Origin of the sequence: Rhizobium alarense (assembly GCF_021555155.1) — a bacterium.
Lineage (GTDB): Bacteria > Pseudomonadota > Alphaproteobacteria > Rhizobiales > Rhizobiaceae > Rhizobium_D > Rhizobium_D alarense.
On sequence record NZ_JAKGBU010000026.1, the window covers coordinates 10,000 to 27,382 of the forward strand.

The window sequence follows — 17,383 nt, forward strand, 5'->3', positions numbered from 1 at the left end:
TGCAGATCCCGAGCACGTAGAGACTGTGCCGTCCGGCGTTTCGGGACCGCACGGTGAATTTGCCAAGGCCTATGCCGCGGGATTTCTGCAAAATATCCGTGCGGCGATCGACGTCCTGAAGGAAGCGGAAAAGCGCTATCCGGACAATGCCGCCCTTCCCGCCTATCGCGCACAGTTCGCCTTTCTGCTGAACGATCGCGACCAGACACGCGAGGCGACGGATCGCGCCCTCTCGCTCGATCCGAAGAATCCGATCGCCCTGCACGCGCGGGCACGCTATCGGGGAGAGATCGAAAGCGACCTCACCGGCGCTATGACAGACCTGCTCGCAGCGCTCGAGGTTACGCCGGGCTCGACGGTTACCTGGAACGACCTCGGTCTTCTGTATATCGAGCGGGAGGATATTCGGGGCGCGGAAAAGGCGCTCAAGAAGGCGATCGAGCTCGACCCTGAAGGCGCCCTTTCCCACGCCAATCTCGCTATCCTCTATCTCGACCAGGGACGCATGGTCGAAGCGAAGCGCGAGATCGACATCGCCTTTGCCGTCGACCCGGCCTTCGACATCGCACTCATTGCCCGCGGTCGCTACCATCTTCAGATGGGCGACCTCGAGCAGGCGGCGGAGGATCTCCTTGCCGGCACCACGACGAATCCGGCCTATGCGCAAGGCCAATTGCTGCTCGCCGCGGCCTACGACGAGAAAGGCGACCGGCTGGGTGCCGACCAGGCAGTCGACAATGCGGATCGTCTCGATCCCAATGATCCCGTGACGGCCTCCTATCGCGCATCGATCGCCATCGACCGCTACGATTCCGACGGCGCAATCGCCAATGCCCAGGAATTCATGCGCCGTTCGCGCCTGCGCGGGGGAGACTATCGCGGGCTCAGCGCCAACCAGGACGCAGGTTCGACGCTCAACGATGCCTTCCGCCTGCAGAGCCTCGACGCCTGGGGGCAATATTACGGCGACCTGGTCTTCGATCCCTTCACGGCGAGCGGATATATAGACCAGACGGTGCACGGCGCGCTCGACCTGGTCGCGAACAATTTTCTGCCTGGCGACAGCGTCGTCGAAAACGCGCAGCATGCGGGGACGACATCGTCGCTTCTACAGGGCCTGCTCTACGACCCGCATATGATCTCGAGCCCCGCACTGACGCCCTATCTGCTCCAGCGCCCCTTCATCGAGGCGACACTCGGCGGCGGTTTCACGACCTATAACCACGGTCATGGCGAAGGGGGATCGGCCGAAATCCAGAGCTATTCGCATGCGCCCTTCCCGATCAGCACCTATTTCAATGTCGACTGGTCCCGGCAACCGCTGAGCGGCGATGCTGCCCGCGCAGGTGTCTTCGAAGGCGACAACGAGATACTGAGCGGGGTGGGATACATCACCGCTACGCCCACCCCCTACAATCGCGTCTTTGCCTATGGCATTCGTTCGACGGACGATCTTTCGATCCGCCGATTCCTGCCTCTTGTCCCGACATTCGACCGGCACAGCGAGGAATCGGTCACGGATCTGGCCGGCATCGGCGGGAGCCACACGTTCGGCTACAAGAATGTCCTGAACGCCGCCTTCTTCTTCGCGGACAGCGAAAGCGACATCCTTACGAATGACAACGGAGGCGTCGAGGCCTACTCGGTCGATCTCGTGAGCAGGATCGGCGCGCTCAACCACACGGTTGCAACGGGGCCGCTCACCTGGCGATACGGCTTCGAGGCCGGCCAGATCGAGATCGACCAGACGAGCACGGGCCTGTCGCCTTTCACCAGCTCCGTTCAGATCGACTACGGCCGTGCCTATGTCGACGTCCTCCACGAAATCCGCCCCGATCTGAAGGCGGAATATGCCCTGTTCGGCAGCTACCAGGACGGCGAGGGCGTAGACGTGCAGCGGCTCGAGCCGCGCATCGGCCTAGCCTTCGAACCCGTCGGCGGACAATGGCTGCGCACCGGCTTCATGCGCCAGGGCCAGGACTGGGAGATCCACACGCTTTCGCCTATCGGCTTGCTCGGACTGCAACCCATCCAGACCGAGCTCAACGCGGAGGGTTATGCCGATACTTTCATGGCGCGCTGGGACGCGGAGTGGAACAGCAGGCTCTTCACCGCCCTCGACTACCAGCACCAGGATCTTCACGGGATTGCGTCGTCTTATCCGACGCTCTGGCCCGTCCCCTATTTCTCCGATTCCATCACGATCGGTGAAGGGCGCATCGACCGGATCGCCGCGACGGCAAACGTCCATCTCGGCTCCGGCTTCGGCCTTGCCGGCACGCTGGCCTATACCGATTCCGAGAACGAAGGCCGCAACCAGGTCGACAACGGCAAGAGCTTGCCCCTGGTTCCGGACTGGGCGGGGCGCGTCGCGCTTACCTGGGTCAACGAAGCCAACATCAAGGCGACACTTGCGGCGAACTATGTCGGGCAAAGGGCCGGCAGCCTGTCCGCGGTCCATGCAAACGGTTTTGTCGAGCGCGAAATGCTCGACGACTACTGGACGCTCGACGCCAATGTGAGCTGGGAACCGCTCGACAAGCATCTCGTCTTTGAATTCGCGGCCTTCAACCTGCTCGACGAGGATTTCGAAGTCGCGGCCGGGGTGCCCGGCTGGGGACGAAGCTTCAAGGGCACGCTCAAGGTCCGCTTCTGATGCCCGCCAAACGAGGCGGCGCGGCGGCCTTCGCGCAAAGCGCCAGCCCCGGACGGCGGCTGCGCAGGCTGCTCCTGCTCGTGGCCGCCACCGTCGCCGTCCTGTCGCTGCTTGCGACGCTTCCCGCCTGGTCGCTGCTCGAGCTCAGGAGCTTCGACTATCTCTCCACCGTCGACGATCCGCTGCCGCCCGACGGCGGCCCGGTCATCGTCGCGATCGACGAGCCGTCGCTCGCCGAGATCAACCGGCAATGGCCCTGGCCGCGGGATCTGCATGCCCGCCTCATAACCGCGCTGAGAACCGCCGGTGCCCGGGCGATCGGCGTCGACATCATCTTCGCCGAGCCCTCCGATCCGGCCCAGGACGAGGCTCTCGCCACGGCCCTCGGCCCGGACGTCGTGCTCGCGGCCGACGAGAGCCTCATCGTCACGCCGCAGGCCGAACAGCAAGTGCGCACCATGCCGCTTCTCGCGCTCACCGCCACGGGCGCGAAGTCGGGCATCGCCTCCATCGCGCTCGACGGCGACGGCATCTTTCGCGACGTTCCGTCCTATCCGGACGGCTTTGCCGCCGAACTTGCGCGCATCGTAGGTCGGGCGGTCACGGGCACCGGCAGCGGCTGGCTGCTCCAGGCCTACGGGCCGGCGCGCAGCTATCCGACGGTGTCCTACTACCAGGCGCTCGATCCGGAGAACTTCCTGCCGCCCGGCTTCTTCCGGGACCGCGTCGTCGTCGTCGGGCTCAGCCTGCAGAACGCCCCGGTCATCGACCAGGGAGGTGCCGACGCCTTTGCGACACCCTATACGGTCCACACCGGTCGGCTCGTCTCGGGTGCCGAGATCCAGGCGACGATCTTCGACAATCTCACCCGCGGCAGCGCCGTTGCACGCGCCGGCCCTGTCGCCGTCATGCTCGCCATCGCCGTCGCCGCGCTCCTCGCCGCCGTCACGGTCTGGCGTTCGACGCGCTGGCACACCGCTGCGGTCGCGGCCGGCGCCGTTCTGGTCTTCGCGGCGGCGAGCTACCTCGCGATCCGTCACCTCGGCATCTTCCTGTCGCCGCTCGGCCCGACGCTCGCCTTCGTCTCTGTGGCGATCGGCCAGGCGGCGCTCGACTATGCGGACGAGCGGCGCGGCCGCCGGGCGATCACCCGTGCCTTCTCGCAATATCTCTCGCCTGCGCTCGTCGAGCGGCTGGCGCGCGATCCGGCCCAGCTCCGCCTCGGCGGCGAGCGGCGCACACTTACCATCCTCTTTTGCGACGTGCGGGGCTTCACGACGATCGCCGAGACGATGAAGGACGACCCGGAGCAGCTCACGACGCTCATCAACCGGCTGCTCACACCGCTTTCCGACATCGTCATGAGCCATGGCGGCACCATCGACAAATATATCGGCGACTGCCTCATGGCCTTCTGGAATGCGCCGCTCGACGACGAACGGCACGCGCTCCATGCCGTGCAGGCGGCACTCGACATGCTGGAGGCGATGGAGCGACTGAACGGCGAGCTGAAGCGCGAGGCGGCGGCGAAGGGGCTTGCCCATCACCGGCTGCGCATCGGCATCGGCATCAATACCGGCGACTGCGTCGTCGGCAACATGGGCTCGATCCACCGCTTCGACTATTCGGTGCTCGGCGATTCGGTCAATCTCGCCTCCCGGCTCGAGGGCGTCTCGAAGACCTACGGCGTGCCGCTGCTGATCGGCGAGGAGACCGCGCGACGCGTGCGCGGCGACCTGGCGGTCTTCGAGCTCGACCGCATCACCGTCAAGGGTCGCCTGTCGGCAGCGCCCGTCTTCACCGTGCTTCGCGCCGCCGATCCTCAGGCCCATGCGCTTCATGACGCACTGGTGGCAGATCGTTATCGGGATCAGCTTTCCTGCGACGACCCCCGCTTCGAGCGTCTCGCCGCGGCACTTCCGCCGCTTGCTGCCTACTATGACATGCTGCGGACCGCTGGATCCGAGGGCGGCGCCTGAACCCCGCGGCATTTTTTTCGCGTGGACGGCATTGAAGCACGCACCCTCAACCGTCCTTGAGAGGAACATCCTCGCTTGCTCAGCGCGGACGCAGCCCTGCGTCCGTTCCTCCGTCGGTTGACAGACGTTCCCCCGAACGGAAGAGTGAGCGGCATCGAGACTGGCAGCGTTGGGAGGACATTCGTCTATGCGCGCGTTCATCGGATTCTCGGCCCTTATCTCCGCCTTCCTCGCCTTCACGCCGCCCGGCACGGCCGCCGGTCCCGAACGCACGATCGTCACCAGCGAGAACAGCGATTATTTCGGCTTCGACCTGCGTACCGTGCAGGATGTGACGCTCGACCAGTGCAAGACGAGCTGCGTCGACGATCTCTCCTGCCGCGCCTTCACCTACAATCCGAAGGCGAAGTGGTGCTTCCTGAAATCCGACTTCAACCAGATGAACCCCTTCCCCGGCGCGGTGGCCGGCCGCGTCGTCCGTACCGACGGCGAACCGGACATCGGCGCACCGCCCTCGCTCGACTTCATCACGGAAACGGCCGAACAGGAGGCACGCGACCTCAAGAACGGCCTTGCGCTCGCTCCCGACCAGATCGGCCAGGGCGCGGAGAGCCTCGCCGCACTCGGCCGGATCGAAACGGCATCCGGCCGCATCCAGGAGGCGGTCAATGCCTATCGCGGCGCGCTCTCGCTGGCATCCGACGACCGCTACCTCTGGATCGAGATGGCGCAGGCGGCCGGCCGGGCGATCAGCAACAGCTATCTGGCCGGTCAGGGCGTGCTCGCGGCACTGAATGCCTACGAGCTCTCCCGCACCACATCGAGCCGCGCCGAGGCGCTTGCCGTTCTCGCCGACGCGCTCGACAAGGCGCAGAACTACCGCGCCGGCCTCAATGCCTACAAGGCAAGCCTTGCCCTCATGGAAAATCCGGGCGTGCGGACCGCCTATCTGGCACTCAAGGTCCGCCAGGGCTTCCGCGTCGTCAACCACACGATCGACGCCGACAGCGCGACGCCGCGCGCCTGCGTGGAATTCTCCGAGCCGCTCATCAAATTCGGCGCCGACTATGCAAGCTTCGTGACGCTCAACGGCACCGCGCCCAAAGCCGTCGAGGCGAAGGACAGCCAGATCTGCGTCGAGGGCCTGACGCATGGCGAGCGCTACCGCATCGGCCTGCGCCCCGGCCTGCCGTCGTCGGTCGACGAGAATCTCGAGGCGCCGGTCGAGCTCGAGGTCTACGTGCAGGACCGCAGCCCGACGGTGCGCTTCACCGGCGAAAGCTTCGTGCTCCCGAGCACGGCGCGGCGCGGCATCCCGCTCGTCACGGTCAATACCGCGACCGCCGACCTCAAGCTCTACCGCGTCGGCGACCGCAGCATCGCGGGCGTGCTCGCAAACTCCCAGTTCCTGACACAGCTTGACGGCTACAGCGCCTCGCGCATCGAGGACGAGATCGGCGAGGTGGTCTGGGAGGGCAAGATCGAGATCGCCAACGACCTCAACAAGGACGTGGTCACGAGCTTCCCGGTCGACGAGGCCCTGCCGCAGCGCAAGCCCGGCGTCTACGTACTGACCGCCGCTGCCTCCGACAAGCCGGGGCAATACTGGGAATCGCGCGCCACCCAGTGGTTCGTGGTCTCCGATATCGGACTCACCACCTATGCCGGCACGGACGGTCTTCACGTCTTTGCCCGTGCGCTCTCTTCGGCCAGGCCGATGGCCGGCGTCGAACTGCAGCTTCTGGCCAGGAACAACGAGATCCTCGGCACCGCCACGACGGACGTCGACGGACGCGTGACCTTCACAGCAGGCCTGATGCGCGGCTCCGCCGCCCTCGCACCGGCGGTGATGACGGCAAAGAGCGGCGCCTCCGACTATGTCTTCCTCGACATGACGCGTGCCGGCTTCGACCTCTCCGACCGCGGCGTTACCGGCCGCGCGGCGCCCGGCGAGATCGACGTCTTCGCCTGGACCGAGCGCGGCGTCTACCGCGTCGGCGAGACGGTGCATGCCGCAGCCCTTGCCCGCGACATCGAGGCGGAAGCGCTTGCCGGCCTGCCGCTCACCTTCGTCTTCACCCGGCCGGACGGCGTCGAGGACCGCCGCGTCGTCAGCCGGGGTGCGGGCCTCGGCGGCCACACGGTCGATCTCGCGCTGCAGGACAACGCGATGCGCGGCACCTGGACGATGCAGGTCTATGCCGACCCGAAGGGCAGCGCGATCGCCGACAAGCAGTTCCTCGTCGACGATTTCGTGCCGGATCGCACCGAGTTCGACATGACGAGCGAGGCCAGGGAGATCGTCGGCGAAACGCCGGTCGCGATCGACATCGACGGCCGCTACCTCTATGGCGCGCCCGCAGCCGGACTCGACCTCGAGGGCGAGGTCACACTGAAGCCGGCCCGCAGCCGCGAAAGCCTGCCCGGCTATGTCTTCGGTCTCGCGGACGAGGAGGCGACGGAGGGTGTGCAGACGACGCTCGACGCACTGGAGCCGCTCGATGACGAAGGCAAGGCCGTGGTCGAGGTCGCGGTCGGCGAATTGCCGTCCACGACGCAGATGATCGACGCGAAGGTGACCGTGCGCATGAGCGAGGCCGGCGGCCGCGCGATCGAACGGTCGCTGACGCTGCCCGTCAGGGCCGAAGGGCCGATGATCGGCATCAAGCCGCAGTTCTCCGGCGACCTCGCCGAAAACGCACTCGGCCGCTTCCATGTCATCCTGGTCGACCCGGACGGCAGCCGCCTGACGATGAACGGCCTGCCCTGGAAGCTGGTGCGCGTCGAGCGGAACTATCAATGGTATCGCGACGGATCGAGCTGGCGCTACGAGCCGGTGCTGTCGACAACCCAGGTTTCCGTCGGCACGGTCGATGTCACGGAGAATGGTGCGGAAATTACAGTGCCGGTCTCCTGGGGCCGTTATCGCCTCGAAGTGGAGAGCCCCGAGGTCGACGGCCCCGCGACGAGCGTCGAGTTCGACGCCGGCTGGTACGTGGCCGCCTCCTCGACGGAAACGCCAGACGCCCTGGAGATCGCCCTCGACAAGCAGAGCTACACGGTGGGCGAAACGGCCAAGCTCAAGATCTCGCCGCGCTTTGCCGGCGAGCTCCTGATCATGGCCGGCGCAGAGAGCCTCGTTTCCGTGCAGTCCGCCAGCATCGGCGCGACCGGCGGCGAGGTGGAAATCCCCGTCACCGAGGCGTGGGGTGCCGGTTCCTATGTCACCGCGACGCTGTTCCGGCCCGGCGATCAGCAGGAAAGCCGCATGCCGATGCGGGCGATCGGCATCACCTGGCTGAAGGTCGATCCCGCCGAACGCAAGCTGGACATCGCTCTCGACGCACCCGAGAAGACGCTGCCGCGCCAGCCGCTCGATATTTCCGTCGCGGTCAACGGCGCGGGTGTCGGCGAAGAGGCCTATGTCACGGTCGCGGCCGTCGATGTCGGCATCCTCAACCTGACGCGCTACGAGGCGCCGGATCCGGATGGCTGGTATTTCGGCCAGCGCCGGCTCGGCATCGAGATCCGCGACCTCTACGGCAGGTTGATCGACGGTTCGCTCGGTGCGACCGGACGGCTGCGCACGGGCGGCGATGGCGGCCAGGTGGCGCTGCAGGGCGATCCGCCGACGCAGAAGCTCGTCGCCTTCTTCTCCGGTGTCGTGACGCTCGACGCCGAGGGCAAGGCGAAGGTCAGCTTCGCCATCCCGCAGTTCAACGGCACGGCCCGCGTCATGGCGGTCGCCTGGTCGAAAGCCGGCGTCGGCCATGCGTCGAAGGACGTCATCATCCGCGATCCGGTCGTCGTGACCGCCAGCATGCCGAAGTTCCTCGCTCCCGGCGACCGGTCCGACCTGCGGCTCGACATCGCCAACACCGATGCACCGGCCGGCGACTACACGCTGGAAATCACCCACAACGCGGCCGTCATGGTCGAGCAGACGGCCGCGGACCGAACGGTGACGCTCGCTGCAGGCGGCAAGACCGACCTCACACTGCCCCTCATCGGCGGCGAGCCCGGCGACGGCGTCGTGACAGTGGCGCTCGCGTCACCGGGCGGCAAACGCTGGGAGCAATCCCTGTCGATCCCCGTCCGCCCCGCGACCATGCCGATCACCACGCGGCGCACATTGGAGATCGCTGCAAACGGCAGCCTCACCGTCGACGACCAGCTCTTCGTCGGCAGCATGATGCCGAGTGCCTCCATCTCGCTCAACGTCTCGCGTTCCGCCGCCTTCGACATTCCCGCCCTCCTGATGTCGCTCGACCGCTATCCGTATGGCTGCGCCGAGCAGACGACGAGCCGGGCGCTGCCGCTTCTCTATCTGAGCGAGCTGTCGAAACAGTCGGGCCTGCCGGAGGATACCGCCACCCAGAAGCGGGTGCAGGACGCGATCCACCGCGTTCTCGCCTACCAGTCCTCGTCCGGCAGCTTCGGCCTGTGGAGCCCGGGCTATGGCGACCTCTGGCTCGACTCCTACGTCACCGACTTCCTGACCCGGGCGCGCGAGCAGAAATTCCACGTGCCGGAACAGGCGATGGTGCAGGCGCTCGACAACCTGCAGAACGCGCTGTCCTACGACAGCAATGTCGGTGATCGCGGCAACGAGCTCGCCTATGCCCTCTACGTGCTCGCCCGCAACCGCAAGGCGGCGATCAGCGACCTGCGCTACTATGCGGACACGAAGCTTTCGGACTTCCGCACGCCGCTCGCCAGGGCCCACCTTGCCGGGGCACTCGGCCTCTATGGCGACGGCCAGCGGGCGGAGCGGATCTTCCGCGAGGCACTCGGCCTGTCGTCGCTCGTCTCGAATGTCAGCCTGTCGCGCTCCGACTACGGCTCCAGCCTGCGCGACAGCGCGGCGGTGCTGGCGCTGGCGGCCGAAAGCCGGCCCGTTCCCTCCATCATCCCGGAGCTGACGCGCGTGGTCGCCGGGGAATGGCAGCGCAAGCCCTATACCAGCACCCAGGAGCAGACTTGGATGCTGCTCGCTGCCCGCGCCGTGGCGGGCCAGGACCAGGGCCTGAAGCTCGAGGTGAACGGCGAGGCACGCGACGGCGGCTACGCAGTGCGGCTCTCGGGCGACGACGTCCTGCGCCAGCCGCTGACCGTCGCCAACCGGTCCGGCGAACCGATCTCGGCGACGCTGACGACGGTCGCCGCCCCGATCGATCCGCTACCCGCCGGCGGCGACGGCTTCACCATCCAGCGCAGCTACTACACGCTGGACGGCGAGCCCGCCAACATTTCCGACGCGGTGCAGAACGAGCGCTATGTCGCGGTCATCACGGTGCGCGAGAACAATGACTGGCCGTCGCGCGTCCTGATCAACGACCTGCTGCCGGCCGGCCTGGAGATCGACAATCCGAGCCTCGTCGACAGTGCGCAGCTCGCGAACTTCGAATGGATCGGCGAGGTGCAGGCAGCGCATACGGAGTTCCGCAGCGACCGTTTCGTCGCGGCCTTCGACCGGATGCAGGGCGACAACCGCGACATCACGCTCGCCTATGTCGTGCGCGCCGTGACGCCGGGCCAGTACGACCATCCTGCCGCGTCCGTCGAGGACATGTATCGCCCGCAGTTCTCGGCGCGTACCGCCGCCGGGCGCATGCAGGTCACGGCCGAGTGACGGGGAGGCGGCGCGTGCGGCGGCCCTCGTTGCGCAAGCTCGTTCTCGCCGTCACGGCGACCGCGGTGATCGAGGCCGGCGCCGTCGCCGGCCTCGAATGGGCGGACACGGCATTCCCCCCGCCGATCGACGCCGCACAGCAGGTTTCGCGTGAAGTGCTCGATCGCGACGGCCGGCTCCTGCGCGCCTTCGCAACGCCGGAGGGCCTCTGGCGGCTGAAGACCACCGCGGCCGGCGTCGATCCGCGTTATCTCCGCATGCTGATCGCCTACGAGGACCAGCGCTTCAACGCGCATGGCGGCATCGATCCACTGGCACTGGGGCGGGCGACCCTGCAATTTCTCGGCAACGGCCGCATCGTCTCCGGCGCATCAACGCTCTCGATGCAGGTCGCGCGCCTCATCGAGCCGCGCGAAAGCAGGTCGCTGCTTGCAAAGCTCCGCCAGATGGCGCGCGCCATCCAGATCGAACGACGCCTGAGCAAGGCGGAGATCCTGGATCTCTACCTGACGCATGCGCCCTATGGCGGCAACCTGGAAGGTGTGCGGGCGGCGAGCCTCGCCTATTTCGGCAAGGAACCGAAGCGCCTGTCGGTCGCGGAAGCGGCGCTGCTCGTGGCGCTGCCGCAACTGCCGGAACGCCGCCGGCCGGACCGGCACCGCGCGGCGGCGGAGGCCGCCCGCGAGCGCGTGCTGTCGCGCCTTGCGGTGGCCGCCGTGATCGGCGAAGGCGAGGCCGAACGCGCCACGGCAGAGGCCGTGCCGTCGCGCCGGCTGCAGCTACCCGCGCTCGCCGCGCATGTGGCGGAACTCGCCCGTCGGACCAAGCCGGATGCAACGGCCCATCGCACGACGCTCAGCGCTCCTGTCCAGGAGCGGCTGGAGGCCGTCGCCCGCGCGGCGGCCGAAAAGCTCGGCCCGAAACTCTCCGTCGCCATGGTGATGGCCGATGCCCGCACCGGCGCGGTCGTGGCTGAGGTCGGTTCCGCGGGCTATTTCGACGCAAGCCGCTCCGGCTTCATCGACATGACGCGGATCAACCGGTCGCCCGGCTCGGCGCTCAAGCCCTTCATCTACGGCCTCGCCTTCGAGGAAGGCCTGGTCGCACAGGAGACCATTGTTGAGGACCGGCCCGCCGACTTCTTCGGCTATCGCCCGCGCAATTTCGACATGAGCTACCAGGGCGACGTCACCGTCCGCCATGCGCTGCAGCTCTCGCTGAACGTGCCGGCCGTGCGTCTCCTCGATGCGGTCGGCCCGACGCGCCTGATGGTTCGCTTGCGCCGCGCCGAGGTGCGGCCCGTGCTGCCGGCCGGCGAGGCACCGGGCCTGGCCATCGGCCTCGGCGGCGTCGGCATTACCCTGCGCGACCTTGTCCAGCTCTATGCGGCCCTTGCCAACGAGGGACGGATGGTGCGCCTCGGCAACGGGGTGGACCGCGACCCCGACGTGCTCGTCGCCGATCCCCTCCTGGACCGCGCCGCAGTGTGGACCGTGACCGACATTCTCTCCGCCGTCCTGCCGCCGAAATCGAGCCGCCGCCTCGGGCTGGCCTACAAGACGGGCACCAGCTACGGCTACCGGGACGCCTGGTCGGTCGGATACGATGGACGTCACGTGCTCGGCGTCTGGGTGGGGCGCGCCGACAATGGCGCGGTTCCCGGACTGACCGGCTACGACTCGGCCGCGCCGATCCTGTTCGAGGCCTTCGCCAGATCCGGGGTCGCGATCACCGCGCTGCCCCGAGCCCCCGCAGGGGCGGTGAGGATCGCCCAGTCGGAACTGCCGATCGGCCTGCGCCGATTCGCAACAAACGCCAACGGCCTCGTCACGGCATCCGCCCGCGAACCGGCCCCCGAGATCGTCTATCCGCCGGAGGGCGCGCATGTCGAACTCGGTGCGACGGGCGGCGGCGACATCATGCCGCTTTCGCTGAAGCTGCAGGGCGGTCGGGCGCCTTTCCGCTGGCTCGCGAACGGCAGGCTCCTGCCGGACGCCTCGCGTCGCCGCCAGGCGCAATGGACGCCGGAAGGTGCCGGCTATTCGACCCTTACCGTCATTGACGCAGCGGGACGGGCGGCAAGCGTCCGCATTTTCGTGGAATGAGCCGCGCGCTTTTCGGATGCCGTTCCATTCCGGGATGCGGCCGGTTCCTTGCACGCCCTTCGCACGACGGCGCGAAGCGCGTTCCGCAACCATTGCGGTCCAAACAAGTTCTTTCATTTCCGGCACGAGGCGCTATTAACGGGAGGTGGCGCCTTGGATCGGGCCGGCACAACACACGAATGCAGAAAGAAGCAGTCATGGCACAAGGCAGTCTCTACAACGTCGGCGACAGCGACGAACGGCCCTGGGGAACCTGGAAAGTCCTGGACATCGGATCCAACCACGTCGTCAAGCGCATCGAGGTGAAGCCCGGCGCACGCCTGTCGCTGCAGTATCACCATCATCGCGCGGAGCGCTGGACGGCAGTCGCCGGAGAAGGCGTCGCGGAGATCGACGGGGTCAAACACCCGCTGTCGCTCGGCAAAAGCGTGGACATCCCGCTGCGGGCACAGCACCGGGTGGCCTGCGAGGGCAGCGTGCCGCTGGTCTTCATCGAAGTCCAATACGGCGAACTCCTCGACGAAAATGACATCGTACGGCTGAGTGACGACTACAACCGCGCCTGAGAAGGCGGAGCGAACCCCAATGAAGCCCGGCCATCGATGACCCGCGTTCTTGCCCTGGCGGCCTATGATTCCTTCCTGAACGTGGCCAGACTGCTGGGCGACCAGTTTGCGGCGGCAGGTTGCACCGTCGATTATGCGCTGGTGCGCGCCCGTGTTGCAAAGCAGATCACCGACGCGCAGGTGAAGACCCTGGGCTTCGGTGACGTGCCGCGCTGGACGACCATCGCGGAGCTGGTCGAGTCGGGCCGGCTCGCCCGTTATGACATCGTGCTCGGCATCCTCGAAAACCGGTCGACACGCCGCCTGCTGGACGCACTTCCGCGCGGCTCGGCTGCAAGACCGCTGATCGTCTCGGCGTTTCCGGGCCTCGTCCTCCGGCACGCCCATGACAGCTTCGCGGCGCGCGCCGGCTGCGACCGGCTCTGGCTCAACTGTCGGCGCGACGTGGAGCGATATCGGGCCATGGCCGACAGCATGGGCGGCGACCACGCGGCGGCGCATCTGCTGGGCCTGCCCTCACTGCTTTCGCCCGTGAAGCGGGACGCAAAGGCGGCGGCGACCGGTCCCGTCGTCTTCTTCGAGCAGGCCGGCATTCCGAAATCGCGGGCAGAGCGGGAATATCTCGCCCACGCCCTGCTGCGGCTCGCCAGAAACAATCCGACGCGCCACGTCCTCATAAAACCCCGCATGTCGCGCAACGAGACCTCCCTGCACGTCACGCGCTGGCATCTCGAGGGGCTTCTGCGCGACGAGGCCGCTGCCGAGGGTTGGCCCGGCAATCTCGAAATCACCCAGGAAAACAGCACAAGCCTGCTGGCGCGCGCCGGTTTCTGCCTGACGATTTCCTCGACGGTCGCCATCGAGGCAATCCATGCAGGCGTCCCAACAACGATCGTCAGCGACTTCGGCGCGCGGGACGACTACGGCCTGCAGTATTTCTTCGGATCAGGTCTCATACGCTCATTTTCCGACATGGACTTCGACACGCCGCCACAGCCCGATGCAGCATGGCTCGCGCATTGCTATTGCGCACCGCAGGATAATATCGGCCGGCTCGTTTCGGAGGCCGTCGCGGCAAGCCGGCAGCGACAGGCCCTGACCGGACAGGCCGAATCGCAAGCCGAGATGTCCGGCGACATGCGCGCATTCCTTGCCTCCCGTCACGGCGAAGAGGCGGTGACCGAACGCTCGCACGAAAGGGACACGGACCTGAAGGGAAGCCTGCTGAAGGTGCTCCGCCGCATTCCCTTCCTACGCGGCTGATTGGCCTGATCAAACCCGCTGCGGCCGGCCCCGTCTTCGCAAGACAGACCGCGGTTCTCCTCCCGCTACTGGCTGCAGGCGCCGCTGCCCGGCATCTGGCCGCGCACGCCTGAAAGCGGCAGCAGCCGGAAGCGGATGCTTTCCTGGTAGGCGCGGAAGGCCAGATCCGGCCCCTTGTTGTCGCCCGCCTCGAACAGGATCCCGATCTCGCGCCGCGGTTCGTCGTAGACGGGCGCGGAATAACCCGAACTTCCAGGCCAGACCGGTTCGAACGCGATCGCGGCCCTGGCGGTCCCCAGAGCGCAGCCCCGCCGCGTACCCGGCTCCGGCTGCCCGTTCTCGAGGAAGAGCTTCACGGACGAGAGATTGCTGCGCAGATCGACATCCGTGCCCTTCTTGCGCTGCCGGATCGGTCCCTGATCGACGTTCACCAGGTTGAAATGGACGGCATAGGGCGGGTTCGCGTCCCAGATGCCGACGATCGACCCCTGAGCGGCGGCATCCGGGATCGGCGCGTCCGCGATCGGGGCATCCGCCGTCCAGGTCAGGCCGCCGTCGCGGCTGATCGAGAAGAGCCGCTCCTTCGCATCGTCGTCACGATGGCGGAGCGTCATGAGCAGCGTGTCACCGCCCATCCAGGCGATCTGGCGTTCGCTGCCGAGGCGGATAGCACCCGTGTCGCCGCAACCAAACGTCTTGCCGCCGTCGTCGCTGTAGACGCCGAACGGGATCGACGGGAACACGATCCTGGCCGAGTCCTTGTGCGGAAAGGCCACCGCATTGCCCGGTCCGACACGAACATCCGCATCGAAGAGGGTCTTGAGCGCACTCTGTTCCGCCTTCAGCGCGTCACCGGCCACCCCGATCAGGTCGGCGAGCTGCAGCAGATTGGCCGCAAGCGCCTTCGGCCCGCGCGTGTTTTGACGGATGAATTGCAGCGCCTCGCTCGCGGCCGGTGCCATCCTGCGATCGTCCGCAAGCAGTGGCGAAATCGCCTTGCGCACGGCAGGGTTGCGAACGAGCCGATCCGCGCAGGCGTTGAGGAGTTGCGAATGGATGCGCCGAGGCGGAGCCCAGTGCCGTCCGCCATCATCACTGGACGTTATGAAGAACCGGTCCTTCGCATCGCCACGAAAGCGGTTGCGTGCGGAATTCTCGCAGATTTTCTTGCCGTCGCAGGCGTTTTCGAGATTGTAGCGCACCGTGAACATGAGCACGAGCCGACGGCCGACCGCGACGAGACTCTGCGCGCCGGCGCGCACCAGGCGCCGCTCCGGGGCAACCACGGCGAAATCCGGATCATAGATCGGCGATGCCTTGTCGCTCATCTCCCAGCCGAGCCGGTCGGCGTCGACGATAACCACTTCTTTGGACCAGCGCTGGCCGGGCCCGGCGATCCGGGCGACGAGGTCGATATTGCCGTCATCGGCACACGGCCGCTCGTCGAAGATACCGCGACGACGCTGCGCCACGGCCACATAGCTGTCACCGACCATCGCAAGGCTCGGTATGCGATAACAGAACTCCTTGTTCCGCTTGAAGACGATGGGGGCATCGTCGGCGGCCCAGACCGCGGAAACCAGGAAAGCAGACACCAACGCCAACGCAAGAGCGACTACACGCATCGCAATCTCCTTGTCAGATGCGGACCGAAGTGGCCGGCTGGTCTATTTCTTGCCGCGCGGCTTGCCGAAGCGGCCGAGCGCCGTCATCCCGTTGCGTAGCGCAGTCGGACTCGTCTGTCGACGGACGCCGCGCCAAATATCCTGTGCAAGCCGTCCGGTCATCCGCCACGCCTGTGTGCCCCTTCCCGACAGGAGCAGTCGCAGGGCGAGGCCCGCTTGCGGCCGGGCGCCAAGCAGATCCTCGTCGGTCGCCCCGGCGAGATAGAGTTTCGTCGCGCGACCGCGGAAGCCGGTGCCCCGAATGTTGTCGAGGCTCGACGAATGGCTGCCGAACAGCAGCGCCAGCGTCTCGTCGCTGGCGGGAGCAGCCAGCCCGTTTGCTAGAGAGACCTTGCTCTTGAATTTCGCCGGCTGCATCGCGAAACCGAGGAGGAAATGGCCTGCCTTCACCATATCGTCGTAGACGTGACGGGCCGCGATCTTGCGATAGGCGGCCTGCAACTCGGCCGCCGACGTGGACGCCAGCAGCGCGCGGCTCTCGCTCGCATTCATGTCCGGGATCAGGTGCTCGGCGAGGAAGAGCGGAATGCGGTTGGAATTCTCGAAAGGGGCCAGCCTGCGGTAGACGTCGCGGCAGCCGAACTGCAGCACCGGGACGCCGAGCACGTCCTTGAGGAAGAACAGCGAGGTCGAGAAAATGCCGACCGCCAGCACGACGTTTTCGGGTCCGGCAAGGTCTTCCACCTCGTCGCTCCCCTGAAGCTCCTCGACGGCGAGAGCCGGAAAACGCTTGCGCAGTCCGGCCAGAATACTCTGCGAGGAGAAATACTTCATGCGGGGATGCGGCTTGAAGGCCACCCGTTCGATGAAAGCCGGCCATTGGAAGTCCGCGGGGAAGGCCGACAGCCAGAGCTTGATCTCGTCCGCCTGCGACATCATGCCGGAATGCTCGAAGCACTGTCCGACCAGCAGTGCCGTTGCAGGCGCATGCCCCTGTCCCATCGCGGCCTTCGCAGCCGGGAAGAGACCGGCGCAGTCGATGCGATGCGTCCGCGCGCCCACGTCGAGGCCGAAATACATCGACGGCTCAGCGATGAAATCGAGATGATAGGCGTCGGTCAGCCGGTGGATGATGTCGTCGGTGAACGTTGCCCGCGGCGGACTGAAGCTCATCAGGCCGTCGCCGTAATAGTGAAGTTCCGCTCCGGGAAACATGCCGGCAATGCCGAGCGCCGGATAGGCCTGCAGCGACGTCAGATAGACCCGCACGGCGGACGAGAAGCCGAGCTTCAGGAATATCGCCGAAACGATCTGCCGGGTATAGGCCGGCTCCGAAGCCGGATGGTACGGCTGGCAGAGATCGTTGAAATAGACGATCTCGTCGAAGCTGCCCGAATAGGTCCGCTCCAGGTAGGCCTTCGTCTCGGACGCACGAAGCTCCGGCGCAGACCCCGTGTCGACATAAAAGAGCACCTTGCGCGCCCGCGGCTCGCCACGCGCGAACTCGGTGCAAACCCTCAGATTCATCCGCGTGGAAGCGACATAGACATAAAGCAT

The 17,383-nt window shown here is 66.7% G+C and carries 8 protein-coding genes; 6 read left to right on the forward strand and 2 right to left on the reverse strand.

All coding sequences use genetic code 11. The annotated features are described in order from the left end of the window. The 6 genes from LXM94_RS10325 to LXM94_RS10350 form a co-directional block, all read left to right on the forward strand. Positions 1-2,656: tetratricopeptide repeat protein (locus tag LXM94_RS10325; protein WP_235771154.1), on the forward strand; the 2,656-nt coding region annotated here is incomplete at its 5' end. Further along, positions 2,656-4,635, forward strand: coding sequence for a CHASE2 domain-containing protein (locus LXM94_RS10330; RefSeq protein WP_235771155.1), 1,980 nt, complete (start codon positions 2,656-2,658; stop codon positions 4,633-4,635). The genes LXM94_RS10325 and LXM94_RS10330, both read left to right, overlap by 1 nt. Before the next feature lie 187 nt (positions 4,636-4,822). Then, on the forward strand, positions 4,823-10,267 hold the full coding sequence (locus LXM94_RS10335) for an alpha-2-macroglobulin family protein (protein ID WP_235771156.1): 5,445 nt from the start codon (positions 4,823-4,825) through the stop codon (positions 10,265-10,267). 65 nt (positions 10,268-10,332) lie between these two features. Continuing rightward, the gene (pbpC, locus tag LXM94_RS10340) at positions 10,333-12,372 is read left to right on the forward strand and encodes a penicillin-binding protein 1C (RefSeq protein WP_408015618.1); all 2,040 of its coding nucleotides are present in this window, start codon (positions 10,333-10,335) and stop codon (positions 12,370-12,372) included. Between the two features lie 197 nt (positions 12,373-12,569). Further along, positions 12,570-12,938 (forward strand): phosphomannose isomerase type II C-terminal cupin domain, encoded by a 369-nt coding sequence (locus LXM94_RS10345; protein ID WP_235771157.1) that lies wholly within the window; start codon positions 12,570-12,572, stop codon positions 12,936-12,938. Between the two features lie 36 nt (positions 12,939-12,974). Further along, complete coding sequence (locus LXM94_RS10350; RefSeq protein ID WP_235771158.1) at positions 12,975-14,201, forward strand: DUF6716 putative glycosyltransferase; 1,227 nt, start codon at positions 12,975-12,977, stop codon at positions 14,199-14,201. 65 nt (positions 14,202-14,266) lie between these two features. Here LXM94_RS10350 and LXM94_RS10355 read toward each other — a convergent pair whose 3' ends face one another. Both LXM94_RS10355 and LXM94_RS10360 read right to left on the reverse strand, forming a co-directional pair. Beyond that, complete coding sequence (locus tag LXM94_RS10355; protein ID WP_235771159.1) at positions 14,267-15,826, reverse strand: sialidase family protein; 1,560 nt, start codon at positions 15,824-15,826, stop codon at positions 14,267-14,269. A gap of 42 nt (positions 15,827-15,868) precedes the next feature. Then, the gene (locus LXM94_RS10360; RefSeq protein ID WP_235771160.1) at positions 15,869-17,383 is read right to left on the reverse strand and encodes an alpha-2,8-polysialyltransferase family protein; all 1,515 of its coding nucleotides are present in this window, start codon (positions 17,381-17,383) and stop codon (positions 15,869-15,871) included.

Bases quoted from the DNA above. Each gene is read 5' to 3' on its own strand.
- LXM94_RS10330 (WP_235771155.1), top strand. From the start codon at position 2,656: ATGCCCGCCAAACGAGGCGGCGCGGCGGCCTTCGCGCAAAGCGCCAGC.
- LXM94_RS10345 (WP_235771157.1), top strand. From the start codon at position 12,570: ATGGCACAAGGCAGTCTCTACAACGTCGGCGACAGCGACGAACGGCCC.
- LXM94_RS10355 (WP_235771159.1), bottom strand. From the start codon at position 15,826: ATGCGTGTAGTCGCTCTTGCGTTGGCGTTGGTGTCTGCTTTCCTGGTT.
- LXM94_RS10360 (WP_235771160.1), bottom strand. From the start codon at position 17,383: ATGCTTTATGTCTATGTCGCTTCCACGCGGATGAATCTGAGGGTTTGC.
- LXM94_RS10335 (WP_235771156.1), top strand. From the start codon at position 4,823: ATGCGCGCGTTCATCGGATTCTCGGCCCTTATCTCCGCCTTCCTCGCC.
- LXM94_RS10350 (WP_235771158.1), top strand. From the start codon at position 12,975: ATGACCCGCGTTCTTGCCCTGGCGGCCTATGATTCCTTCCTGAACGTG.